At 61.8% G+C, this 25,094-nt stretch carries 25 protein-coding genes; 17 read left to right on the top strand and 8 right to left on the bottom strand.

The window, feature by feature from the left end; genetic code table 11:
• Positions 1–79 precede the first annotated feature (79 nt).
• Genes QM588_RS24690 through QM588_RS24665 form a run of 6 tightly spaced genes read right to left on the bottom strand, consistent with a single transcriptional unit; the run spans position 80 to position 6,854 of the window.
• Positions 80–553, bottom strand: a complete 474-nt coding sequence (locus QM588_RS24690) for an acyl-CoA thioesterase (protein ID WP_283317248.1) — start codon at positions 551–553, stop codon at positions 80–82.
• Positions 550–2,931, bottom strand: coding sequence for a bifunctional salicylyl-CoA 5-hydroxylase/oxidoreductase (locus QM588_RS24685; protein ID WP_283317247.1), 2,382 nt, complete (start codon positions 2,929–2,931; stop codon positions 550–552). The genes QM588_RS24690 and QM588_RS24685 overlap by 4 nt, the downstream gene beginning before the upstream one ends.
• On the bottom strand, positions 2,928–4,586 hold the full coding sequence (locus QM588_RS24680) for an AMP-binding protein (protein WP_283317245.1): 1,659 nt from the start codon (positions 4,584–4,586) through the stop codon (positions 2,928–2,930). Before QM588_RS24680 ends, QM588_RS24685 begins: the two co-directional genes overlap by 4 nt.
• Positions 4,583–5,521 carry an acyl-CoA thioesterase gene (locus QM588_RS24675; protein ID WP_283317244.1) on the bottom strand — a complete coding sequence of 313 codons (939 nt, stop codon included), beginning with the start codon at positions 5,519–5,521 and terminating at the stop codon, positions 4,583–4,585. The genes QM588_RS24680 and QM588_RS24675 overlap by 4 nt, the downstream gene beginning before the upstream one ends.
• Positions 5,518–5,958 (bottom strand): cupin domain-containing protein, encoded by a 441-nt coding sequence (locus tag QM588_RS24670; RefSeq protein ID WP_283317293.1) that lies wholly within the window; start codon positions 5,956–5,958, stop codon positions 5,518–5,520. Before QM588_RS24670 ends, QM588_RS24675 begins: the two co-directional genes overlap by 4 nt.
• Positions 5,959–6,008: 50 nt before the next feature.
• Positions 6,009–6,854, bottom strand: a complete 846-nt coding sequence (locus tag QM588_RS24665; protein ID WP_283317243.1) for a fumarylacetoacetate hydrolase family protein — start codon at positions 6,852–6,854, stop codon at positions 6,009–6,011.
• A gap of 105 nt (positions 6,855–6,959) precedes the next feature.
• Here QM588_RS24665 and QM588_RS24660 point away from each other — a divergent pair, with 105 nt between their 5' ends.
• The 8 genes from QM588_RS24660 to QM588_RS24625 all read left to right on the top strand — a co-directional run bounded on the left by QM588_RS24660 (position 6,960) and on the right by QM588_RS24625 (position 13,612).
• Positions 6,960–7,373, top strand: coding sequence for a RidA family protein (locus QM588_RS24660; protein WP_283317242.1), 414 nt, complete (start codon positions 6,960–6,962; stop codon positions 7,371–7,373).
• 186 nt (positions 7,374–7,559) lie between these two features.
• Positions 7,560–8,144 (top strand): YceI family protein, encoded by a 585-nt coding sequence (locus QM588_RS24655; protein ID WP_135046040.1) that lies wholly within the window; start codon positions 7,560–7,562, stop codon positions 8,142–8,144.
• Between the two features lie 5 nt (positions 8,145–8,149).
• Positions 8,150–8,833 carry a hypothetical protein gene (locus QM588_RS24650; protein ID WP_135046038.1) on the top strand — a complete coding sequence of 228 codons (684 nt, stop codon included), beginning with the start codon at positions 8,150–8,152 and terminating at the stop codon, positions 8,831–8,833.
• 522 nt (positions 8,834–9,355) lie between these two features.
• On the top strand, positions 9,356–10,831 hold the full coding sequence (locus tag QM588_RS24645) for a 2-hydroxymuconic semialdehyde dehydrogenase (protein ID WP_283317241.1): 1,476 nt from the start codon (positions 9,356–9,358) through the stop codon (positions 10,829–10,831).
• Positions 10,832–10,873: 42 nt separating this feature from the next.
• Positions 10,874–11,647, top strand: coding sequence for a 2-keto-4-pentenoate hydratase (locus QM588_RS24640; RefSeq protein ID WP_283317239.1), 774 nt, complete (start codon positions 10,874–10,876; stop codon positions 11,645–11,647).
• Positions 11,644–12,096: a RidA family protein gene (locus QM588_RS24635; RefSeq protein WP_283317238.1), complete on the top strand. Its 453-nt coding sequence runs from the start codon at positions 11,644–11,646 to the stop codon at positions 12,094–12,096. Before QM588_RS24640 ends, QM588_RS24635 begins: the two co-directional genes overlap by 4 nt.
• Positions 12,093–12,614 (top strand): 3-hydroxyanthranilate 3,4-dioxygenase, encoded by a 522-nt coding sequence (locus tag QM588_RS24630; RefSeq protein WP_283317236.1) that lies wholly within the window; start codon positions 12,093–12,095, stop codon positions 12,612–12,614. The genes QM588_RS24635 and QM588_RS24630 overlap by 4 nt, the downstream gene beginning before the upstream one ends.
• A gap of 2 nt (positions 12,615–12,616) precedes the next feature.
• Positions 12,617–13,612, top strand: coding sequence for an amidohydrolase family protein (locus QM588_RS24625; protein ID WP_283317234.1), 996 nt, complete (start codon positions 12,617–12,619; stop codon positions 13,610–13,612).
• Between the two features lie 129 nt (positions 13,613–13,741).
• Here QM588_RS24625 and QM588_RS24620 read toward each other — a convergent pair whose 3' ends face one another.
• Both QM588_RS24620 and QM588_RS24615 read right to left on the bottom strand, forming a co-directional pair.
• Positions 13,742–14,680, bottom strand: coding sequence for a LysR substrate-binding domain-containing protein (locus QM588_RS24620; protein WP_135046027.1), 939 nt, complete (start codon positions 14,678–14,680; stop codon positions 13,742–13,744).
• Between the two features lie 144 nt (positions 14,681–14,824).
• The gene (locus QM588_RS24615; RefSeq protein ID WP_283317232.1) at positions 14,825–15,571 is read right to left on the bottom strand and encodes an IclR family transcriptional regulator; all 747 of its coding nucleotides are present in this window, start codon (positions 15,569–15,571) and stop codon (positions 14,825–14,827) included.
• Positions 15,572–15,618: 47 nt separating this feature from the next.
• On the opposite strand from QM588_RS24615, the gene QM588_RS24610 reads away from it, so the two are divergent.
• From QM588_RS24610 to QM588_RS25850, 9 genes are all read left to right on the top strand, one after another.
• Positions 15,619–16,410, top strand: a complete 792-nt coding sequence (locus QM588_RS24610; RefSeq protein ID WP_283317230.1) for a 2-keto-4-pentenoate hydratase — start codon at positions 15,619–15,621, stop codon at positions 16,408–16,410.
• Positions 16,411–16,450: 40 nt separating this feature from the next.
• Positions 16,451–17,398 (top strand): acetaldehyde dehydrogenase (acetylating), encoded by a 948-nt coding sequence (locus QM588_RS24605; RefSeq protein ID WP_283317229.1) that lies wholly within the window; start codon positions 16,451–16,453, stop codon positions 17,396–17,398.
• Positions 17,395–18,444 (top strand): 4-hydroxy-2-oxovalerate aldolase, encoded by a 1,050-nt coding sequence (dmpG, locus tag QM588_RS24600; RefSeq protein WP_283317228.1) that lies wholly within the window; start codon positions 17,395–17,397, stop codon positions 18,442–18,444. Before QM588_RS24605 ends, dmpG begins: the two co-directional genes overlap by 4 nt.
• A gap of 893 nt (positions 18,445–19,337) precedes the next feature.
• On the top strand, positions 19,338–20,072 hold the full coding sequence (locus tag QM588_RS24595) for a hypothetical protein (protein ID WP_283317227.1): 735 nt from the start codon (positions 19,338–19,340) through the stop codon (positions 20,070–20,072).
• Between the two features lie 331 nt (positions 20,073–20,403).
• Positions 20,404–21,855, top strand: a complete 1,452-nt coding sequence (locus QM588_RS24590) for an MFS transporter (RefSeq protein ID WP_283317225.1) — start codon at positions 20,404–20,406, stop codon at positions 21,853–21,855.
• A gap of 396 nt (positions 21,856–22,251) precedes the next feature.
• Entirely contained in the window at positions 22,252–22,563 is a 312-nt protein-coding gene (locus QM588_RS24585; protein WP_245154345.1) for a non-heme iron oxygenase ferredoxin subunit, read from the top strand.
• A 140-nt stretch (positions 22,564–22,703) separates the two neighbouring features.
• Positions 22,704–24,353 (top strand): 4Fe-4S binding protein, encoded by a 1,650-nt coding sequence (locus tag QM588_RS24580; RefSeq protein ID WP_283317223.1) that lies wholly within the window; start codon positions 22,704–22,706, stop codon positions 24,351–24,353.
• A gap of 223 nt (positions 24,354–24,576) precedes the next feature.
• Positions 24,577–24,861: a hypothetical protein gene (locus QM588_RS24575; RefSeq protein ID WP_283317221.1), complete on the top strand. Its 285-nt coding sequence runs from the start codon at positions 24,577–24,579 to the stop codon at positions 24,859–24,861.
• A partial coding sequence (locus QM588_RS25850) for a cytochrome P450 (protein WP_442972974.1) occupies positions 24,824–25,094 on the top strand: 271 nt, incomplete at its 3' end. The genes QM588_RS24575 and QM588_RS25850, both read left to right, overlap by 38 nt.

The following is a 25,094-nucleotide window of genomic DNA, read 5'->3' as shown; positions in this document are numbered from 1 at the left end:
CGGGCCGTGCAAGAAGCTCACACGGCCCGGAAAGTGAGGGCTCCCCCAGGGTCCTCCATCGCTGTCGGTTCTCCCAGCGCTATCGCGCCGAGTTCGGCCTGAGCCCGTCTCGGACTCTCGCGTCCCGAACGGGCTCGGCAGGTGCCGTCACCAGAGCCTGCAACACCTCTCGCCACTGCGGCGGCCACGGCGCGGCAGCGGCTCCCGCGACTGCGCGGTCGATGTGCACCGTCACGTACGAGCCTCTCGCCGCGAGTGATCGGTCTCGCCCCTCGAACGCCTCACCCCAGATCGAGAACTCGAAACGCATCGACGACGACCCCAAGTGCGCGATATCGAGATCCGTCGTGACCTGCTGGCCGAAATACAGCGGTGCGTGGAAGTCGACCTCGTACCGCACTCGTGGGACTACCGGAAAATAGCCGACGAGGCCACACTCGCGAACGAGTGCGGCCTCGGCAGATTCGACGAACCGGATGACTGTGCTGTTGTGGTAGATGCCTGCTGCATCGGTGTCCACCCACTCGACCCGGCCTGTCAGCGAAAAAGTCATGCGGGCACTGTACTTCTCGGGCGCCAGCGGACATGGGCGGAGTTGTCGGAACCGTCCCGAAGCAGCGACAGGCGAGGCGGAACCTTGTCGGTGCGGGAGGTCGGCGGACGGCGCCGACCTGCACGCCACTGGACAGGCCATTGCGCTCCGGGTCCTCGGTACTCCTGCTCTGCAGCAGCATGCAGTGTCCACTGTGGGTCGTAGAGGTGCGGTCGACCGAGTGCGCAGATGTCGGCTCGGCCGGCCAGGAGAATGGAATTGACATCGTCGTACGACGAGATCGCTCCCACGGCGATGACGGCCACTCCCGCGGCCGCGGCCACCTCGTGACGGATGCGGTCGGCGAACGGAGTCTGATACGACCGTCCGAACGCCGGCTTCTCCTCCTTGGTCACCTGACCGGAGGACACGTCGATGGCGGCGGCACCGTGTTCGACGAACGCCCGTACGATCTCGACGGCATCTTCGACCGTGTTTCCGTCCGGAGCCCAGTCGGTCGCCGAGATACGTACGGAGACCGGGAAGCTCGACGGAACCGCGCGTCGGACTGCATCGAAGACCTCGAGCGGGAACCGCAAGCGGTTCTCCAGGCTTCCGCCGTAGGAGTCGGTCCTGACGTTCGCAATCGGAGACAGGAACGACGAGAGCAGATATCCGTGCGCCGCATGGACTTCGATGAGGTCGAAACCGGCGGCTACGGCGCGCTCGGCCGCGGCGACGAAATCGGCCACCACGATATCCATGTCCTCGCGAGTTGCCTCACGTGGAACATGACATCCGTCGCCGTACGGGAGCGGCGACGGTCCGATCGGCTCCCAATTGCCTGATTCGAGCGGTTCATCGATTCCGTCCCACATCAGCTTCGTCGAGCCCTTGCGACCCGAATGACCGATCTGCACTCCGATTTTCGCAGCACTGTGTGCGTGCACGAACGACGTCACCTGAGCCCAGGCACCGCGCTGTTCGTCGGTCCACAGCCCCGGGCAACCCGGCGTGATCCGCGCTTCCGGCGATACACAGACCATCTCGGTCATGAGCAGACCTGCTCCACCGAGTGCTTTGGATCCGAGGTGGACGAGATGAAATTCCCCGGGTAGACCGTCCACCGCCGAGTACATGTCCATCGGCGAGAGCATGATGCGGTTGACCAAATCCAGTTCACCGATGCGCACCGGTTGGAACATCGCAGGTGCTGATTCGACCGCGTTTCCACCCGCAACGGTGTCGGCAAACCGTTGCTGCACCAGCGCCGCGAACTCGTCGTCACGCTCACCGAGATTCTCGAACGTGATTCGGCGTGAGCGGGTCAGCAAATTGAAGACGAACTGTGTGTCTTCCTGATCGGCATAGAGGCCGATGTTCTCGAACCATTCCAACGAAGCCTGCGCCGCCCGCTGGGTACTCTCCACCACCGGCTTTCGTTCGGCCTGGTAAGCAGCGAGAGCGTCGGGGATGTTGGAGTGTTCATGCACGCAAGCGGCCAGAGCCAATGCGTCCTCCATCGCGAGCTTCGTTCCCGATCCGATGGAGAAGTGGGCTGTGTGCGCCGCGTCGCCCAGCAGCACCACGTTGTCGTCGAACCATCGCTCGTTACGAACAGTCTGGAACGACAACCACTTCGAGTTGTTCGTCAGAATATCGTGACCGCCGAGATCGTCCGCGAAGATCTCACGAATCCGATCGACTGCATAGGTATCGGATACTCCGGGTGGGAGTTGCTGATCCTCGGTCGCGTCGAAACCGGCCCGCCGCCAGACATCCTCGTGCATCTCAACGATGAACGTCGAACCCTGATCCGAATACGGATAGCCGTGGATCTGCATCGTCCCGAACTCGGTGTGCCTGACGAGGAATTGAAACGCCTCGAACACTTTGTCGGTGCCCAACCAGATGTACTTGTTGTTGCGACGGTCCAGCGTCGGACCGAACGCATCCGCGTAGCGGGTACGGACAGCGGAATTTATCCCGTCGCAGGCGAGCACCAAGTCGTAGGATTCTCGCAGAACGTCGGTATCGGGTGCATGAGTCTTGTACTGCACCTCGATGCCCAACTCGGCCACGCGCTGCTGCAGGATGGCCAGTAGTTCCTTGCGGCTCATTGCAGCGAATCCCTGCCCGCCCACCGTGTACGAGCGGCCGTCGATCTCGACATCGATGTCCGTCCAGCGAGCGAAGCGGCGCTCCATCTCGGTGTGGACGACGGCGTCGGCCCCTTCGATACTGCCGAGTGTCTCGTCCGAGAACACCACCCCGAAGCCGAACGTGTCCTGCGGCGCATTACGTTCCCATACGTCGATGACATGACCTGCATCGAGTTGTTTGGCGAGGGCGGCGAAGTACAGACCGCCGGGGCCCCCACCCACGATGGCAATCCTCATGGTGTGTTCTCCTGTATCGTTTCGCGAAGTTTGAAGTGCTGAAGCTTGCCGCTGGAATTCCTCGGCAGAGCATCGATGAAGCGAATTCTTCTGGGGTACTTGTACGGTGCCAGTTCCGCTTTCACGTGATCCTGAATGGATTTCACGGCTGCCGCGTCGTGGGCAACTCCCGCGCGAAGTACCACGAATGCGCTGACGATCTGTCCGCGTTCGGCGTCCGGCTCGGCTACAACGGCCGAATCCACCACGTCCGGGTGCATGTCGATGCATGCCTCGACCTCTGGGGCACCGATGTTGTAACCGGAGGACACGATCATGGAATCGGTTCGAGCGCAGTAGAAGAAGAAGCCATCCTCGTCACGGTAGAAGGTGTCACCGGTGACATTCCAGCCGTTCTCCACCCGCTCGTGCTGACGCTCGTCGGCCAGGTATCGGCAACCGACCGGGCCGATCACCGCCAGTCGACCCGGTATGCCTGCCGGCACCGGCTCGCCGTCGTCACCGAGAATCTCGGCCCGATAACCCGGCAGCGGCTTACCTGTCGAACCCTCACGTATCTCGCTCGTGGCGGCGGTGGACAGAAAGATATGCAGCAGCTCTGTGGCGCCGATTCCGTCGACGATCTCCAGACCGACGGCGTCTCGGATGCCGTTCCACACCCCCGCCGAGATGTGCTCACCTGCGCTGACTGCGACCCGAAGATCGGCCAGCTGCTTTATCTTCCCAGCCTTGATGATTTGCTTGTACGCCGTGGGGGCGGTGGCAAGAACCGAAACTCCCTCGCTACGAACCACGTCGGCGAGTTCCGCGGGTGCCACCGCTTCGGTGAGCAGAGCGCAGGCACCAGCTCTCAACGGGAACACCACCAGCATCCCAAGGCCGAACGTGAACGCCATCGGTGCAGTACACGCGACCACGTCGTCCGGCCGTAAGCCGAGGCCGTGTTTGCCGAACGTGTTGTCTATCGAGAGCACATCGCGGTGAAAGTGCATCGTGATCTTGGGGGTTCCGGTACTACCGGACGTCGGGCACAGAAGCGCGACGTCGTCTGCTGCGGTATCCACGGCCACGAAGTCGGTGGGCTTGACTGCCGAACGAAACATCAAATCGTCGGACGCGTCTCCTCCGAAGGGAACCACCACGAGTTCGGGATGCCCCTCGTCGCGCACCGTGTGCAAATCGTGCGCAAATCGCGAGTCCACCAGTGCGATGACCGGGCGTGTCTTGGCCACGATCGGGGCCAGTTCGCGGGAGCGAAGCGCGCTCATCACCACAACTGCGATGCCGCCTGCTTCGATGATCGCGAGCCATGCCGCGACTGCTATCGGTGTATTCGGCGAACGCAGCAAGACGCGGTTGCCGGGAACGAGTCCGAGGTCCTCGGTGAGCACCCGGGCGATCCGGTGCGTGTGGTCTCGGAGTTCACCGAGCGTCCAGGCTGTTCCAGCTGGGGTGCGAAGAGCGTGGTGATGCTCGCCGAATTGCTCGACAGCGCGCTCGATCAACTCGGCCCCCGCGTTGAGCCGCTCCGGATACTGCAGTTCCGGGGTCGTGAATTCGAGGATCGGCCACAATTCGGCGGGCGGGAGGTTGTCTCGCGCGAACGTGTCCACGTGTGCGCTACGGGTGAGGGCCTGTACTGTGTCCGCGGTCATTGCCCGGCTCCTGTCGTCTCGGCATCGATCATGCCCTCCTGGACGACGGTGGCCAGGTGGATTCCTTCAGGGGTGAAGAATTTGCCGAGGCCGACACCGCGACCTCGATCGGCGGCGACTGCCTCCTGTGCGTAGAGCAACCATCCGTCCATCGTCCCCGGCTCGGGCATGCGGTGAAACCACATCGCATGATCGAGACTGGCTGTGACAAGACCCTTCTCGGCCCACGGATGACCCAGTGCACGAAGTACCGGCTCGAGGATGGTGTAGTCGCAGACGTAGGCGAGCGCGGCGAGGTCCCTCTGCGCATCGGACAGACCGTCCACCGGACGTAACCGGTCGAAGGGGCGCACCCAGATGGCCTGGTGCGGGCTTCGCCCGCCTTCGATATCGAGGTAGATCGGACCCGGCACATGCCGCATGTCGAAGCTACGTCCCGCCGACCAGTAGTCCTTCGAGACCGTGGTCATCGTGTTCTCGTCCGAGATGGCATGGTCTGCCAGGTATTGCGCCGACGTCGGAAGCGATTCGGGCGCAGGAACATTCGCGGGCACTGCGCTGCTCAAAGACCCACTACGACCGCCGGCCGCGAAGGACACCGTGCCGATGTAGGCAACTTTGTCGTTCTGATATGCGCGCACCTGCCGGGTGGAGAACCGGCGACCGTCACGAATCACCTCGACGTCGTAATGCACCTCTGCATCGATGTCGACGGGCCGCAAAAAATACGAGTGCATCGAGTGCATCGACTTACCGTCGGACACCGTACGCATGGCCGCGGCTGCTGCCTGGGCAACCATGTCGCCGCCGTACGCTTTGGGCCACGGACACTCCTGGGTGTGCGCGGTGAACCCGAGGTCGGCTCGACGAGGCTCGACTTCGGCCAACGACACGCAACGGGTGAACATGGCGGAGGTCGCCACCGACTGCGTCACGGCCGGTTCGACCAGTCACGAAGCGAATCATCATCCACCTCAGGCAGATTGACGACGATGTTGTCCGGTGTACGCGTGGTCAGCCAATGCAACGGCTCGGTACGGCTCAGATTGCATTCGATGTGCGGCATGAACGGCGGCACGAAAACCCAGTCACCCTCGTTCATGTCGATGTACTCCGAGTAGTTCTCACCGAAGTAGATGCGGGCACGACCCGAGAGGACGTAACCGCCCGTCTCCGCTTCGCCGTGATGGTGTGCGAGAGAACGGTACCCAGGTTCGTTACTCACCTTTCCGTACCATATCTTCGTCGCCGGTGTGTGCTGTGGACTGACGCCCGAGATTCGTACCGCGCCCTCCGTCTGTCCGGTGCGGCCGTCCTCCTCGCCGGACCGGGTCACGACAGGAACGACCTGCCCATCTGCGCTCGCGTACATCGAGTTGTCGCCTTGCAGGCTGTATCCGGCGTTGGAATCGAACTGGGTTGTCATGCTGTTCTCCTTGCTCGCGAGGCCGGCTCGGTGACCCGGACTGTGTTGGTGAGGGTGCCGATGGCCTCGATCTCCGTTTCGAGAACGTCGCCATCGGCGAGGAACCAGGCAGGCTCACGAGCCATGCCGATTCCGCCAGGAGTGCCGGTGAGTACGAGATCACCGGCACGCAGAGTAGTGAAAGTCGATATATACGAGAGTAATTCGGCAGAATCGAACACCAATGTGCTCGTGCTGTCGCGCTGAACCTCGACGCCGTTGACCCGGCACGTGATCGTGATCCCCGCGGTCGGGTCGATCTCGTCTGCCGTGACGATGACCGGGCCGATCGGAGTTGTTGCGTCCCAGGCTTTTCCTTGAAACCACTGCAGGGTGCGGCGCTGCCAATCGCGCATCGAGACATCGTTCGCGACGGTGTAGCCCAAGATCGCTTCGGCTGCCTCGGCACGCGAAGCGCGCGTCAGCGTCCGGCCCACGACCACAGCCAGTTCGGCTTCCCAGTCGGCGTTGACGTCCCCTGATATCACCACGTCGTCCGTCGGCCCGATGAGAGAGTCGGCGAACTTCGCGAACAACGTCGGGTGGGTCGGCAGTTCACGACCGGTCTCGACGATGTGCTCGCCGTAGTTCAATCCGCAGCAGATCACCTTGGCGGGCGCCGGCAGCGGAAGGACCGGAGTGCCGGTCACCTGCGGCCCCTCCACAACACCGGAGGTGGGCATAGTCCAGCCCGTGCGGAGCAGCTCGGACAACGACGGCGCAGGTAGCGCCACCCAGCCGCCCGCATATGCCGCAGCCGCAACGGTGTCCCCGTTGTCGAGTTCGAGTGTCGCGAGCCTCATTCAAGTCCTTCCGACTGATCGTGTGCTGAGTTTTGCACGATCGTCGCAAGTGCGCAATACTTGATATCGACCAGCAGATCCGACGACCCTCGGGAAGGACCACTCATGGCCCACCACACTGTCAATCCGCCCCAACTGCCGACACCCAAGGGCTTCTCGCACGGCACACTGGCAGGCAACACGCTCTACTTGGGTGGACAGACAGCCCTCGACAAAGACATGAACATCGTTCCCGGCGGAATAGTCGAGCAGTTCCGCCAGTCGTTCTCGAATGTCCTGACCACCTTGGCTGCAGCAGGCGGACAGCCCGATGACCTGACCAACATCACGATCTTCCTGACCGACATTCCCGATTATCAGGCGCACGGGCGCGAGATCGGACGCGTGTGGCGTGAACTCGCCGGGCCGGTCTATCCGGCTATGGCCGGAATCGGAACCACCGGCCTGTGGCAGGCGGACGCCTTGATCGAAATTACAGCGGTAGCAGTGATTCCCGAGGATCGGTTGATCCGTCCTTAGGACGCGTATCCATGCGAGCGGCGGCCCTCCCTCCATCCCGAGGAAGGTGAGATTGCTGTACGAGCACTCTCGAGGGCGGATGCTCAGCAGTCTCCGGGCTGCCGACAATTACTCGGGTCCAGCGATCGACACGCTCGGATGCGACGGACATACATTCGTAGTACACGACTTGGAGGCTAGAGAGACATGACGCAAGTATCCGGCGATTACATGACGGGCACGTGGGTGATAGATCCACAGCGAAGTGCGGTCAAGTTTTCGATCAGCCACTTGATCGCGAAGAAAGTGCACGGTGTGTTCACCGAGTTCGACGGCCAGATCGTCACTCGTCCCGATGTCACCCAGACTGCCGTCCAGGCAAGCGTCCAAGTGCGGTCGATGGATACTTTCAATGCCAAACGTGATGAGGGAACGCTCGCCAAGGACCCGTTCGATGCGAATAACCACCCAGCCATTACCTACACTTCGACCTCGATCGAACCCAGTGGCAACGAAGTTCGAGTCCACGGCTCTCTCACCGTTCGCGGAGTAACTCGCCCGGTAGTGCTGGCGGTGACACAGCTCAGGTTCGAGCGCGACGCCAACGTACGCTACAACGTTCGATTTCTTGCCACAGGGCAGGTCAATCGTCAGGACTTCGGAGTCCGCTTCCCCGTTCCGCTGGATCGACAGGGAGTCTTGGCGGGCAATCGGATCGACATCGAGCTCGACGTCACTGCTGGTCTGCTTGACGACCATGACCATGATCTTGTGCCGGGAAATCGTGGGTAATTGACATGCACGAGGTCAGCTTCGATAAGTCTCCCTTTGCCGTTGTAATCAGTGCTGACGCAGCCCCGCGCGACGGAGCGGCACAATGGGCTGGCCTCGTGAGTTCTACCGATGCGCTTGCGCGGCCGCTGCCCGGGTATGGCGGAACGATCTGGCTCGCGCAGGGCCGGGCGCTCGGTCCGGCCTCCACCACCGACACCGAACTTCTCATGGGGTTTCTTTTCTGGCGCAGTAGCAGCGAGGCCGAGGCGTTTTCCACGGAACTGAGTCGCGCTCGAACCAAGAGCGAGTTCGTCGACGACCTCCTGATAGACGAAGGGATCTACCAGTTCAGCGCCACGGTGACGGCAGACGCGTCAACTCACGTCGACCCCGTGCGCTATCAGGCCGAGTTGGCGACCGAGATCATCAAAATGACACCCGTCAGCGGCAAACAAGGGTGGGTCGGCGAGTACAACGAGAGCGAGACGCGCGACCACATCAAGAATCTCGACGGCTTCGTTTCGGCGAGCTTCTTTCGCGACCTCCGGAGCGATCGAATAGTCGAGTATGTGCAGTGGCGCTCAGCCGCCGACTCGGCAGCGGCACTAGGCGACGCGCGCTTTGCCGAGCATCTGAGCGTGAACAGTCATTACTCCGCAGGAAAAGCTTTCCTCTTCGGTGAACGATTGGCCGGCGACACTGTGTAGGCGACGTCCCTCGCACGGCGCGAACCAATGTCGCCACCGCATGCGAAAACATGCAATAAGTGAACAAGCACGATGTCGGTAACGGTGCCCGTCATTCGATAGCGACGCACCGCGGACGCCCGTCGGGCGTCCGCGGTGCGTTACTTCTATGGCCATCGAAACTGGTGGTGCGCGCAAGGCGCGGCCATACCCAGTTCAGAACAACTGCACCGCTCTTCGACGTCACGGCTAGCAGCCTGAGCATGGCGGGTACCCAAGTGCAGACTCGCGTATTGCAAGTTGACATACCAAGACTGGGATAGCTGCACGAGAAAGTCGCATTGGTCAGAATGTGGGTCAAGTATCAGTATTGAGACAACCCGGACCCATCTCGAAGCGGTCAGCCCACAAGGCGCTGAGCCGGCACCAAAAGCGGGAGCGGCGAGAATAACTGCCCTGCAGGCGTCGCCTACGTTCAGGGTATAGGCGGCATATCTGGACACAAACGATTTTTGACACGTGACAGAGCGGAAACTAGATAACATGGCCTCACAATTCGACGGTTGGATTCGCAATTACGTCGACGGCTCCTATGTCGAACCCGACGAATCTTCGAGCTTCGATCAAGTCGACCCCGCAACGGGCCGCGTGCTCGGGCGGGTCCACGAGGCCGACAAAGCTTTGGTCGACCGGGCCGTGACTTCCGCCAAACGCGCCCTGGACAACGGTTGGTCCGATACGCCTGTCCGAGAGCGAACGGCATTGCTGCGCCGCGCCGCCGACCGGATCGAGGAGCGTTTCGAGGAGTTCGTGGCCGCGGAAATGGCGGATACAGGTAAGCCGATCACGCAGGCACGCGAACTCGACGTTGCGCGCGCCCTGACGAACTTCCGCACCTTCGCCGACGTCGTCGCCGCCGCTGGTCAAGAATCTTTCGTCACCGATCTCGCCGGGGGCAAACAGGCGCTGAACTATGCGATCCGCAAGCCGCTCGGTGTCGTCGCCGTCATCGTTCCCTGGAACTTGCCGCTGCTTCTGCTGACCTGGAAGGTTGCGCCCGCCCTCGCATGTGGAAATTCCGTGGTTGTCAAGCCCTCCGAGGAGACGCCGGCAACGGCGTCCCTGCTCGCAGAGGTGCTCGAAGAAGTCGGGCTGCCCCGCGGCGTCTACAACGTCGTACATGGGTTCGGGGCGAACTCCGCCGGGGAGTTTCTGACCACACACCACGGGATCGACGGAGTCACCTTCACAGGCTCCTCGGCAACGGGGTCGAATGTCATGAAAACCGTTGCACCGCGGGTTCGGCCGGTCTCGTTCGAGCTCGGCGGGAAGAACGCCGCGATTGTGTTCGACGACGTCGATATCGAGGAAGCGCTGACCGGCCTCACCAAATCGGTGTTCGCCAACACCGGCCAGGTCTGCCTGTGTACCGAACGGGTATACGTGCATCGAAGCATCTTCGATGACATCGCCGCCGGACTCGTGGAGCGGGCAGGGGCACTGCGGCTCGGCGACCCGACGCTTGCCGCAACGACCACCGGTCCCCTGATCTCGCAGGCGCACCGCAAAAAGGTCTTGAACCACTTCGAAATCGCAGAGCAAGAAGGCGCGAAAGTGCTGACCGGCGGGGGCATTCCGGATCTTGGACAAGACCTGTCCGGCGGGTCCTGGATCGAACCTACTCTGTGGACGGGCCTGACCAACAAGGACCGAACCGTGCGCGAAGAGATCTTCGGACCCGTCGCAGCGCTCATTCCGTTCGAGACGGAAGCCGAAGCGATCGCTTTGGCGAACGACACCGAGTACGGCCTGGCAGCCTCCGTCTGGACCAACGACCTACGTCGTGGACACCGCGTCGCGCAGAAGATGAACGTCGGAATCTCCTGGGTGAACACGTGGTTCACACGCGAATTGCGATCACCCTTCGGCGGTATGGGGTTGTCGGGCATCGGACGTGAAGGTGGCGAGTCCTCGCTGCACTTCTACACCGAACCCACGAATGTGTGCGTGCAACTGTGAATATCGAAGCCGAAGAAATTGTGCAGAAATGAGTGAGTCGTCATGACAGCCCTGGAAGACACCGACACCGCGCTTGCACGTCGCCTCGACGACGCTCAGCAAAGACGCACCGACACCCCGAGCCTCGCCGACGATCACACCATCGATATCGACCAGGCCTACAGGATTCAAAACGAGCTCCTCGTACTACGCACCGAGCGTGGCGAATCGATTGTGGGCATCAAGCTCGGCTTCACCAGCGAGGCGAAGATGGCGCAGATGGGCGTCTCGGAGGTCATCGTCGGTCAGTTGACCGACGCGATGTGTGTCGCTGACGGAGGCGAGATCGACCTGTCTGAATTCATCCATCCCAAGATCGAACCCGAAGTGGCTTACCGTCTGTCGAACGACGTCGATATCGATGATCCGAACGTCGATATCGAAGCCTGCGTCAACGCGGTGGCTCCGGCGATGGAGATCATCGACTCGCGTTACCGCGACTTCCGCTTCACCTACACCGATGTCGTCGCTGACAACACCAGTGCGGCCGGGTATGTGGTCGGACCTTGGCTGCCGCTGCAGAACGTCGCAGACCGTTCCGTGCAGATGGAAGTCAGCGGCCAGACGGTACTCGGTTCCACCGCAGCAATTCTGGGAGATCCGGCGCGCGCTCTCCATGCATTGCTCGACATCGCTCGTCGGCGCCGAATTCCTTTGCGCGCGGGTCATACAATTTTGGCCGGCGCTGCCACAGCAGCTGTGCGATTCGACAAGGGCGTTGCGCAGTGCAGCGTCGACGGCCTCGGAACCGTCACAGTGATCGGTGTGAGGCAATGAGCGGCGCGCAGGTCATCGAGAAGCTGGCACAGCCGCGGGGAAAGTTTCCGCACGTCAAGGTGGTCGGTGACTTCGTCTACGTCTCTGGCACCAGTTCTCGTCGGCCCGACAACACCTTTGCCGGTGTCGAGGTCGACGAGTTGGGGACGACGGCGCTCGACATTCGACAGCAGACCCGTGCAGTTATCGAAAATCTCGCGTCGATCCTCGCTGAAGTGGGCGGGGTTCTGGGTGATCTGGTTCAGGTCACCTCGTATCTCGTGTCGATGAACGACTTCGGTGGATACAACGAGGTGTACGCCGAGTGGTTCGACGAAGACGGTCCGACCAGAACAACTGTGGCTGTTCACCAGCTACCACACCCACACTTGCTCATCGAAATTTCCGGCGTGGCATACGTGCCCGTCGCGAAGCGCCCAGAATCGCAAGAAGCGGAGACCACATCATGACCACAATTCCTCCAGTCATCGACTTCACCAAGTGGATCAACGACAACCGCCACCTCTTGCAGCCGCCTGTCAACAATCAGACGATGGCGCTGGGTGACGACTTCATCGTGCAGGTCGTCGGTGGCCCCAACCAGCGGACCGACTACCACCTCGACCCCTACGAAGAGTGGTTCTACCAGCTCGAAGGCGACATTCACGTCAACGTCATGACTGACGACGGACCCCAGCGTGTCGACATCAGTGAGGGTGAAACCTGGTTGCTGCCAGGAAATGTCCCTCACTCGCCTCAGCGTCCCACCGTGGGTTCGATCGGGCTTGTCATCGAACGTGTCCGCCGAGAAGGCACCCTCGAGAAGTTCCAGTGGTACTGCCTCGAATGTGACCACAAGATTTACGAGGTCGAACTTCAGGTGCGAGACATCGTGTCCGACCTCCCACCGGTGTTCGTCGAATTCTACGAGAGCAAAGACGCTCGTACGTGTGATAAGTGCGGCACGCTTCATCCCGGCAAGGGCTGAGCATGAGTAACCTGATAGACATTCACACCCACTACGTTCCCAACGGGTGGCCGGATTTGACCGAAGATGCTGGTCCGCAAGCGCCGTGGCTGAAGGTCGAGTCGGAAACCGAAGCTATGATCATGATGGGAACCAAAGAGTTCCGCCGCATCCAGTCCGACGCCTGGGATGCCGAAGTGCGGCTTCGGGACATGGATGCCGACGGCGTCCACACGCAAGTCGTATCGCCGACGCCCGCGTTCTTCAACTACGGCCGAAGCGGCGAGCAAGCCAGTCGTATTGCACGGATCTTCAATGATCTCGCACTGGAGATCGTGCAGCCGGCAACTGATCGGTTGATTCCTTTCTGCCAGGTGCCTTTACAAGACACCGACGCAGCGTGCCATGAACTCGAGCGCTGCATCGCGAACGGGCACCGCGGTGTCGAGATCGGAAATCATGTCGGCGACCTGGATCTCGACAGCGACGGTGTAGTCACCTTCCTCCAGCACTGCGCGTCGCTGGACGTGCCGGTATTCGTGCACCCGTGGGACATGGCCAGCTCTCCGCGCCTGGACCGGTGGATGGCGCAGTGGCTGACCGCGATGCCGGCCGAAACTCATCTGTCGATACTTGCGCTGATTCTGGGAGGTGTGTTCGACAAGATCGACGACCGTCTCAAGATCGGATTTGCCCACGGTGGTGGGTCTTTCGCGTTCTGGTTGGGCCGGATGGAGAACGCCTGGCACGGCCGGAACGACATTATCGGTACATCCGAATTTCCGCCCTCTCATTACTTGGGCAGGTTCTACGTGGACTCGGTCGTCTTCGACGAGCGTGCGCTGAGGCTGTTGGTCGACACAGTAGGAGTGGACCGCGTGATGGTGGGCAGTGACTACCCGTATCCACTGGGCGAACGTCCGGTCGGTGAGGTGGTACGCAAGAGCGAGTTCCTGGGCACGTCGGGGCGTCACATGATCGAGCGGGGAAACGCTGAACAGTTTCTCGGGTTGGTCTGAAAGTTCTGGGCTGAACTAACATCGTTGCATCGAGCCCCACCCATCTCGATCGGTGACCGTCGAGATGGGTGTTGCGCTCGATTCGCGACGACACACTCGAAACATCCACGGTGGATGTTTCGAGCGGAATCAGCCGTCGAGTCGGGGGCTCGCAATGTCGTCGGCTGTCTCGTGCAATCGAGCCACCAACGCATCAGCCGAAGGGTTCAGCGGACGATTGACTGCCAGAGTCAACCCCACTCTGTGAGATATCTGATCCAGTGTGACCGGAAGAGTAGTCAGGCGCGAATCAGCGCGAGGAATCAGACTCGGCAATACCGCGACCATATTCGTTTCCAGCAGCAGCTGCCTCACCGTCAGGAATGACGTCGCATCGACACGATTGGTCGGCAGTTCCATATCGTTCCGTGCGAAGAACTCTTCCAACTCGCTACGGAGTGCAGTCTCGACACCGGGAAAGATCCACGGGTAGCCCGCAGTATCCGAAAATTTCAGTTCCTTCACATCTGTCAACGGATGGTCGACACGTGTGACAAGTTGTACTGATTCACTGTAAAGAGCAATACGGATGACCCGGGCGTCGGAATGGGATGTCAATCGGCCGACGATCAGATCCACTTTCCCAGCTTCGAGTTCTGCCAACAACACTTCCGGTGTGCCTTCACGTACGATGACGGTCAGTTGCGGACGATCCACCTTGAGGGTTGCAATAGCTTTGGGCAGCAATATATTCGATCCAGCTAGATGCGACCCGACTACCACGGTTCCACGATCGGCATCGGCAAGTTCTGCGATGTGTTTCTGCGCTTGGACGAGCTGGGCGAGCACGGCCCTCGCATGCTGAGTGAAGGCCTTGCCATATATGGTTGGGCGCACCCCCCGAGGGCCGCGCTCATACAACGTCACACCAAGAATCGATTCCAGCTCATGTAAGCTCCGAGTTGCCACGGGCTGAGTGATATGCAGAAATCCGGCCGCCCCTACAACTGTGCCCAATCTTGTCACCGCGTCCACAAGTAGCATGTGCTTGATCTTCAGCCGACCATCGAGCAGGCGGGGTTCGTCCACGTAGCAAGCGTACCCCTGGAGCGGCCACGGAGAACGTTCGTGATGCTGGTACCGAACATTTCTTTTCGATCCGAGTCGAGTCGAATTCACCGTTATCCGTGGCGAGCCCTACCGAGTTCACTCCTTGCGGGCCGAACTCGCAAGTCACTCGGCAGACACACGTGCAAGCAATCGCCCCAGTGCCAAAGTGGCAGTCCGGACAGCGGGTGCAAGCAATTCAGGGCTGAAGCTCGCCTTGGGAACGGATACCGAGATTGCGGCAATAGCCTTCTTCGAGACAATTACCGGTGCAGCAAGGCAGCAACCACCGATGGCTGCTTCCTCTCGCTCGATGGCGACGCCGGTCCGTCGTATCGAATCGAGCTGCTTGGACAGAATTCGAGGGTCTGTGATCGATTGCGGGGTGAAGCGGCGGAACGGCCGGGCGAGGATCTCGTTCTGTACAGCCGAGTCCTCCGATGCCAACAGCGCCTTCCCGACCGCAGTACACGTCAGCGGTAGTCGCCCGCCGATCTGCGAGGGCAAGGGTAGCGAGGAGTGGCCGTGAATCTTTTCCACGTACACCGCGTCGTGACCGTCTCGGACCGCGAGGTGCACCGTCTGTTCGGTCACTGCGAACAGGTCCTGCATGAACGGCAGTGCAGCGGTGCGCAATCGATGCTTGAGTCCGACTCGCTCACCGAGCTCGAACAGCGACATTCCAAGCTCGAATGTTTTGCCGATACGCATGATCCAACCCAGTTCTGCCAGATCGACCAACAACCGGTGCGTCGTCGAGCGAGGCAATCCGGTGCGAGTAGACACCTCGGCCAGCGTAAGAGCACAGCCCCCGGGAAAAGCCTCCAAGATCAAAGCGGACCGCTGCAACACCGATAACGCATCCCGTTTCATGGGACAGATCCTATCCGCGACGGCCGATCGTGAATAGCGTGAAAATCATGACCACAGTGGAACAACACACGATCAGCGAAGCGGCCGACCGTCTGGCCGCCGCCGCCAACACGGCCACCCCGTGTGCTCCGGTCCGTGACCTCATCGGACGCGAGGATATCGACGCCGCCTACCGCATCCAATCACGCAACATCGATGCACTCCTGGCATCGGGTCGCACCGTCGTCGGCCGAAAGATCGGGCTGACCTCGCCCGCCGTGCAGAAACAGCTCGGGGTCGATCAGCCCGACTTCGGAGTGCTGCTCGATGATTTCGACGTCTCCGGCGACGGCCCCGTCGACTCTGCCCGGCTGCTGCAACCGCGCATCGAAGCCGAGATCGCATTCATTCTGTCCTCCGACATCGACGAGAAGATCACCGCAGCACAAGCGCCATCGTTCGTCGACCGGGTGTTCGCATCGTTCGAGATCGTCGACAGCCGGATCACGGGCTGGGATATCAGCCTGGCCGACACCGTCGCCGACAATGCATCATCAGGGCTCTATGTGTTGGGGGAGAGCATTTCTCGCGCCGACGCACCCGACCTCGCCGAGGTCACCATGACCATGACCGCGGACGGTGAACAGGTTTCTGCCGGCAAGGGCTCGGACTGCCTGGGTAGCCCGTGGGAGGCGCTGGTGTGGTTGGCCAACACCAGCCTGTCTTACGGTTCGCCGCTGCGAGGCGGCGAAGTGATCCTCTCCGGTGCCCTCGGCCCGATGGTCCCCGTCACCCCTGGCTCGACGTACACCGCGTCCATATCCGGAATCGGCGACGTCACAGCGACATTCACCGCGTGATCGACGACGGACGAACCCCCACACAGAATCGAAGGACATCATGAGCAAAACCAAAGTAGCGGTGATCGGATCCGGCAACATCGGGACCGACCTCGTCATCAAACTCAAACGTGTAGCCAAGAACGTCGACATCGCGGTACTCGTCGGAATCGACCCTGCCTCCGACGGTCTCGCCCGGGCACGCCGACTGGGTATCAGCACCGTGGACTCGGGAGTGCAGGGCCTGATCGATCACCCCGACTTCGCCGACATCGACATCATCTTCGACTCGACCTCCGCCAAAGCGCATGTCGCCAACGAAGAAGCTCTCCGGCCGTACAACAAGCGGCTGATCGACCTCACTCCTGCAGCGATCGGACCGTACGTCGTCCCCGCAGTCAACCTCGACGAGCACCTCGCTGCGCCCGATGTGAACATGGTGACCTGCGGCGGACAGGCGACCATCCCGATCGTCGCTGCGATCTCGCAGGTGACGCCGGTTCACTACGCCGAGATCGTCGCCTCGATCGCCTCGAAGTCGGCTGGTCCCGGCACCCGCGCGAACATCGACGAGTTCACCGAAACCACCTCCGAGGCAATCGAAAAGGTCGGCGGTGCCGCCCGCGGCAAAGCCATCATCGTCCTCAACCCGGCCGAGCCGCCGCTGATCATGCGCGACACCGTCCTCGCACTGGTCTCGAACCCCGATCAGGACACAATCCGGCGATCCGTTCTGGACATGGTCGACAAGGTCTCCGCCTACGTCCCCGGCTACCGACTCAAGCAAGAAGTGCAATTCACTCAACTCGAAGACGAAGAATCCGTCGCCACCTTGACCGGCGGCGTCGACAAAGGGCCCGGCCTGTGGAAGGTGTCGGTGTTCCTCGAAGTCGAAGGTGCCGCGCACTACCTCCCCGCGTATGCCGGCAACCTCGACATCATGACCTCTGCTGCCCTGCAGGTCGCGGAGAAGATCGCAGAGAACAAGACCTTGGAGGCGGCACGATGACCGAAACGACAACTACTCGCCCGAACGCGACTGACGGTGCCGCCCTGTACATCCAGGACGTCACCCTGCGCGACGGCATGCACGCCATGCGGCACCGCATCAGCCCCGACAACGTTGCCCGCGTCGCCAGCGCCCTCGACAGCGCCGGTGTCGACGCCATCGAGGTCACGCATGGTGATGGTCTCGCCGGCCACAGCCTGACGTACGGGCCGGGCAGTAACACCGACTGGGAGTGGATCGAAGCGGCAGCCTCGGTGGTGCACCGCGCGAAGCTCACGACGTTGCTGCTCCCCGGGGTGGGGACGGTGAAAGAACTCGAGCACGCCTTCAAGCTCGGTGTCACCTCGGTCCGAGTGGCGACACACTGCACCGAAGCCGACGTCTCCGCCCAGCACATCGGCAAAGCCCGCGAACTCGGCATGGATGTGTCGGGATTTTTGATGATGTCGCACCTCGCCGAGCCCGAACAGCTTGCTGCGCAGGCCAAGCTGATGGAATCGTATGGCGCGCACTGCGTGTACGTCACAGACTCGGGCGGCCGACTGACCATGAACGGCGTCCGCGACCGAGTCCGCGCCTACCGAGACGTCCTCGATGCCGACACCCAGATCGGCATACATGCACATCAAAATCTGTCGCTATCGGTAGCGAATTCTGTTGTGGCGGTGGAAGAGGGCGTCATGCGAGTGGACGCGTCGCTCGCCGGTCACGGTGCAGGAGCCGGTAACTGCCCCATCGAGCCGTTCGTAGCGGTCGCAGACCTACACGGGTGGAAGCACAATTGTGACCTGTTCGCACTGCAGGACGCGGCAGACGACATCGTCCGGCCACTGCAGGACCGGCCTGTTCAGGTCGACCGCGAGACACTGACCCTCGGGTACGCAGGGGTGTACTCCAGCTTCCTACGTCATGCCGAGGCTGCCGCCAAACAGTATGGATTGGATACGCGCGCAATCCTACTCGCCGTCGGTGAACGCGGACTTGTGGGTGGCCAGGAAGATCTCATCACCGACATCGCGCTCGACCTGGCAGCGTCGAAGAGCTGAATCGTCTGTTGCAGGAACCCATCACGAGAGTTCACGAGCCGCATCAGCAAGCACCGTCGCAGACGCCGGGCGTTCCGTCGACTGCTCGATAAGGACAACATGACGACAGCCGAGCGGGGGGCCTGGCCCCACAAGCGCAGCGGCGTCTGATCGGCCAACGGCGAGACACCGAACCGCTGTCGCCGCTACGCATTTCGTGCTCTACAGCCGATTCGACGGAAAGGGGCCGTCATGACCGCGCAACCACGTGTGACGAGTGACAAGGGAATGACTGACCACGAGTGATGCGGCGGCATAGCGCTTCGGCGTGCTGGTGCGACAACGCCGTATCGAACTCGGACTCGGACTCACCAACGGCGGGGCAGCCGACAAGGCGGTCCGGCAGGCCCCCTTCAGCTATGTCGAACCCGCTGTCGCCGCGTCTATTTCACCGGACACACTCGCGAAGCTGGATCGAGGCCTCGGCTGGGTAGACGGAAATGCAGCACAGGCCCTTTCCGGAAGAGCCCCACACCGGAAGGCAGCATCGCCGAGACTGCGAATGGCTCCTCCCTGACAGGGACCGTGGCCGTGCCGATGTCTTTCGTTGAGAGATGGTTGAGTGCCAATCGCAAGTTCAACGATGTACTCGATATCGATGTCTCTGTGCTCGGTGCGGCACGAGTGGATTTCACGGCTCTCGAAGTGGTGTAGAGCCCGATCTGCGTCCGTTGCCCGACAAATCTCATCGAGAGCTACCTGATTCGACGAGATGACCATCTACCGACCGATCTGGCAGCCGTCGAGCACCTTCCCGCAGCAGAATGTCCATGATCTTCACCGCCCGGCGGTCGTCACCGGGTCCTCGGTTTTCTCGATGACTTTCCCGCGGCCGCATTCTGGTGGCCAACTCATTGACGTCTTTCGAGGCCGGTGACCATCGCGATGACGTTGTTCTCGGGGGCTCGTTCGCCGGCGCGCCGACCGGCGTCCTGCCCCTTCGCCAAGGCGCTCGCGGCTGGATTGCTCACGAAGCCGGCCCCGGACTGGACGACGCGGGGGTCGGTGGACTGCCTATCTCGGACGACTTCGATGTGCCTGCCGCGGCTATCGCCACCATGTCGTCGCGCATCGCCTTCGGAGACGGCCTACTCACCGGCGTCGTGTCGCGGGTAAACCGGGCCGGGGCGGCACTCGGAATCGAATCCGGCATGAGCGGCACGCGGGCCGCCGAGGCGATGCTGCAAGCGCCCCGCGGTGTGTTCCGCACTGTCGATGGAATAGTCGATGAAAGCACCATCACCCTCGTCGAAGGGCCGACGGGCGGCATATACTCCTGCTGGTCTTCGTCGCGAGTCCAAGGCCGCCACCCAGAAGACGTCTTCTTGCTAGCGTCACACGGCGCTCTGACGATGGCGCTCTATGTCCTCGAGATCGCACCGAAGGGTGTCATCGTGAACGATGCCGGACGTGCGTTGGACGACTCGGGAATCGAGGGACTGGCGGAGCTCGGCAAACACGGCGTCGCCGCTGCGGCCGTCTCGGCGGAAACCGCCCGAATCGGCGACCCGGCAAGCACTTACGATGGCGTGATCTCCGCTGTGAATGAGGTGGCACGGGGCCTCGGAGTCCTGGTGGGCCAGCCTTGACGCACGGCGGCTGCACTGATGCTCGGCTAGAGCGGCGCGCTCGAAAGCAGTTGGGCGGTTGCGTTCGATCGAGTTGCTCGAATGCGCCGCCCGGTTGCCGACCGCCGATTCCGGCCATCCACACCTAGCGAAGTGGATTCGCTCGTCGCCGTCCGGTATTCCGTGGCCGAAAAGTTCCAGTGAGAAGAAAAGTGACTCGCGCAAGCGAGCCAGGTGCCCCATCGTTCAGACACGCGTTGCTGCTCCGTCGCCATTTCGCGCGTCGTGAACGGAAAGGTCATCTGTGGGCAGAACATCACAGCGACGGTCTCACTGTCGGCTGACTTTCGCGGTGTTGGTCAGTGCCGCGATCGGATTTTCACTACTCCAATCGCTGACCTCGCCCGTGCTGGGTCCGATCAGCGAGCACCTTGGAACCGACCGCAACACGGTCACCTGGGTGTTGACCGCCTACCTGATTTCTGCGGCCGTGTGCACGCCGATAATCGGTCGGTTGGGCGATCGCGTCGGTAAAGAACGAATGCTCGTGGCATCGATGTCTGCACTGGCGTTCGGATGCCTCGCGGCAGTGTTCGCCCCGAGCATCGGGTGGCTGATCGTCGCACGGATCGTGCAGGGCGTCGGTGGCGGTGCGGTACCTCTGTGCTTCGGGATCATCCGTGACGAGTTCCCCGAGCAGAAGATCGCGGGGGCAGTGGGGTTCACGGCGTCCGTGGTAGCCATCGGAGGGGGCATAGGCGTCGTCGTAGCGGGTCCGATACTCGACGCGTTCGGCTACACGGGCCTGTTCTGGGTGCCTTTCGCGGTCACATCCTCTGCCGCCGTCGCAGCTTACTTGCTTGTCCCCGAGTCGCCAGTGCGCACACAAGCAGCCATCAGCGTACTGCCTGCTGTACTGCTCTCGAGCTGGCTCGTAGCCTTTCTGGTTCCGCTGAGCCAGGGGCTTCATTGGGGCTGGACATCGGCTCAGGTGATTGGGCCGATCGCGCTGTCCGTGCTGTTGTGCTGGGCGTGGATACATGTCGAGCTACACAGCAAAGCTCCCCTCATCGACATGGCGATGATGGGCAAGCGTGCGGTGTGGACCTGCAACGTCGTGGCGCTTGTGCTGGGGTGGACTCTGTTCTCGGCGTTCGTTTTTCTGCCACAGTTCGCACAGGTCGACAGCTCCCACGGTTACGGCTTCAGCGCATCGGTGACACAGTCCGGACTGTTGATTCTGCCCTCGGCCGCAGCGATGGTGCTGACAGGTCTGTGCTCACCCTGGCTGGCCCGCCAGATCGGTGCGCGGACGGTTGTGTTCATCGGATGCCTGACGATGTCGGGTGCCACGGCAACGCTGGCGTTCGCGCACGGCACGATGGCGCACTTCTTGGTCGCCAACGGCATACTGGGCTTTGGGCAGGGCATGGTGATCTCCTGCATGGCAGGGCTCGTCGTCGCCGCCGTGCCGCCGGAGCAGACAGGCGTCGCCAGCGGCATGAACGCCAACATCCGCAATATCGGCGGTTCGGCCGGTGCCGCCGTGTCGTCGATGATCATCACAGCGAACACAGGCTTCGACGGAGTTCCAGCCGAGTCGGGGTTCACGTGGGCGTTCGGGACGATGTCCGCGACCATGGCCCTGGTGTCCGTTGTGGCACTGGCGATCCCGTCGATGGGCCGGCCACGTCCGGTCGAACGACTTTCTGCCCCGCAAGAGGCACCAGCAGACGAGACATCTCCGACTGCCCTATCGACAGACCGTGCGCGGGAGGAAATCAGCAACCACTGCCCTCGCTGACCGGGCCGACATATCCGCCGTGCGGCTGTACTCACACGCGTCGACACGATCCTCCGAGCGTGCCGACCAGATGTCACGTACCAGCACCGTCGAGACACCCGCCAGATCGTCGACCGGGACCCACCCGACGATCTCACACCTTCTGGACCGGAACGGAATTGGTCGTGCCGAGTAGTGGAACGTCGATCCGCGACCGAATCGGTTCGATCTACGAGTTTCGAGGTTCGTCACTGCACCACCCCGGTCTCGGACGTCGGGTGTTCCGGCGGTCGAAACGTGCGCTTGAACGACGACGAGAGAACACGCACGATTTTCGAGACCCGAAAACCTGGTGGAATGCGGCACATGTGCTGCGCGACGGAAGTGGTGGGACTCGGAATGGAGAGCGCTCGAACGATGGAACGCCGATACGCATGTGCAGCCGACGAATTGGCCCCCGGTACATCGATGACGATCAAGGGCGACCCTCAGGTGGCGCTGTTCAGGAATGTGGGGGGCGAATACTTCGCGACCGCGGACAGCTGCACCCACGAGCAATGGTCACTGGGTGAGGACAGCGACCTCGAAGGAAGCGAAGTCCTGTGCCCACTGCACATGGCCCGGTTCGATCTGCGTACAGGTAAGCCGCTGTGCTTTCCTGCGACCGTTGCGCTGCTGACATACGTCGTCGAGGTCGATGCCGACGGCGCGGTTCACGTGCTCGTCTGAGGTCCGGGCCAAGACTGCAAGGCGTCAACCCGTCCGATTTCATTGCGCCCGAACAGAATTCTCGTCCGGACACCGGGCAGCTACGCAGTCTCGCTCGGCCGGGACCGACCGCGATCGAGATCGACAAGAAGAGGGACAACATGGCCTACGTCATCACCCAGAACTGCTGCAGAGATGCCAGCTGCATTCCGGCGTGCCCGGTCGACTGCATCCGTCCGGTCGGGGGCACGGCCGAATATCTGAACAGTCACATGTTGTACATCGATCCGGCCTCATGCATCGACTGCGGCGCGTGCGTGGAGGAATGTCCCGTGGACGCAATCCATCTCGACACGGATCTGCCGCCTGCGCAGGAACGGTTCAAGGAGATCAATGCGGCCTACTTCGAGCAACATCCACTCACACCCATCACGCTGCCTCCCGAGGGAAAAAGACTGTCGGTCAAGCCCGGCTCGCTTCGGGTCGCAGTAGTCGGCTCCGGGCCGGCGGGGTGCTACGCGGCCAAGGAGTTGGTCGCGATCGACGGCGTGGAGGTGGACCTCTTCGAACGGCTCCCCACCCCCTACGGGCTGATCCGTGCTGGTGTCGCCCCAGACCATCAGAGCACGAAATCCGTTGTCGAGATGTTCGAAGAGGTGCTGACTCACAATCGGGTCGCGTGTCATTTCAATATCGAGATCGGCCGAGACCTGAGCCACCGCGATCTCCTGGCGCACCACCATGCCGTCGTCTACGCCGCGGGCACCTACACAGGCCGCGAACTCGGCATCGCCGGTGATCACCTGGCCGGCAACTACGCGGCAGCCGACTTCGTCGCGTGGTACAACGGCCATCCCGACCATGCCGGTGACACTTTCGATCTATCGGGCCACCGGGCAGTGATCGTCGGCAACGGCAACGTTGCACTCGACGTGGCGAGAGTGCTGCTGATGAGTCGTAATGAGCTGGCCGAAACCGACATCGCACAGCATGCTCTGGACGCATTGTCCGACAGCAAGATCAATGAGGTCGTGATACTGGGCCGCCGAGGTCTGCGAGACGCAGCATTCTCGGTGGCTGAGTTCCTTGCTTTGGGTTACCTCGACGGCATCGACGTTGTTGTCGAAGGAGCAGACTTCGACGGGTCCGCTGACGACGATCACGAGACCGGACTCAAGTTGCAACTCGCACAAGAGTACGTACAGCGTCCGCGTGCTTCGGACAAGCGAATTATTTTCCGTTTCATGACATCTCCGGTCGAAATTGTCGGTACAGACCGAGTCGAAGCACTGCGGGTGGCGTCGAACCATCTCCACGCGAACGGTGCCCTAAGCCCCGAGGTCGCGTCGGACTCGAATCTCATCGACACTTCGCTGATCTTGCGCTCGATCGGTTACAAGGGTTCGCCCATCGGCGGGCTACCTTACGATGCGATCAAGGGTGTGATGCCCAATGTCGACGGCCGGGTGATCACCCCCACCGGCGACTCGCTGCACGGCACTTACGTCACAGGCTGGATCAAGCGAGGACCGCAGGGCGTGATCGGAACCAATCGTGCCTGCGCCGAGCAGACGGTCGCTCGCCTGTGGGAGGACTTCAACAGCGGTGTGCTGTCGCGCGACATCGACGGACGCGACGCGCTGGAATTGCTGTTGGCGTACAACGACGCAGACCCGATCGGATGGGCGGGTTGGCACATGATCGACACCCTCGAGCGCGAGCGGGGAGCGCAGGAGTCCCGGCCAAGAGCGAAATTCGTTGCTGTCGCAGACATGATTGCAGCCACGATGCCTTGGTCGGAAGACAACTGACATCGAAAGATTGCATCGAAAACCATGAACACAACGAGCGGTCACCTCACTGTCATGAAGCGCGGCGGACGCCGGAAACGCATCTGGGAGCCAACGCAGTCAGCGCGCCTACGGCCGAGGTAATGGGAGGCGACGAAGCAATGCAGACGGCAGTCGCGCGCACATCATTCCCTTGCTTCTCGGCTGCCGTACCACCGCCCTAGCGGACGAAGAGCCACTCCCTGTGGACGTTCCGGCTGCTCTGCGCGACGCTGCCTCACGCGTCGAACTGCTCATCGGCAACACCGAGGACGACGCCGCACCCTTCGTCGCCGTGTATCCGCGGATCGCGACGCTACGCAGATTCGGTTTCGTCGGACGCGCATTGGTTTCTCGCATAGTTGCCCGCGCAACACAATCGACGTTCAGGATCGACGATATCGTGAAACTCTGGCGTCAGCTCGAGGACGGCCGCCCTCACGACCTCGGCTCTGCTGCATTCGCTGCGGTGGCTCTCGGCGCACCCTGAGGAGCGCGAGCTTCTGTCGCGCGAGCCCAATCGGATCCCTGCGGCGATCGAGGAGTTTCTTCGCTTCTACAGCCCGTTCTTCGGCATCGCCCGCACCGTTGCCGCGGACACCGAGCTCGGCGGGCAGTCGATGGCCGAGGGCGATCGCGTCATGCTCACGTATGCCGCCGCCAACCGTGACGCCCGCACGTTCGAAGACCCCGACCGCGTCGATCTCACCCGCTCCAACGCGT

The sequence above is a fragment of the Rhodococcus sp. IEGM 1354 genome (genome assembly GCF_030056855.1).
In the GTDB taxonomy this organism is placed as follows: Bacteria; Actinomycetota; Actinomycetes; order Mycobacteriales; family Mycobacteriaceae; genus Rhodococcoides.
The sequence above is the reverse complement of the archived record's forward strand: the minus strand, read 5'-3'. Positions and strand labels throughout refer to the sequence as shown.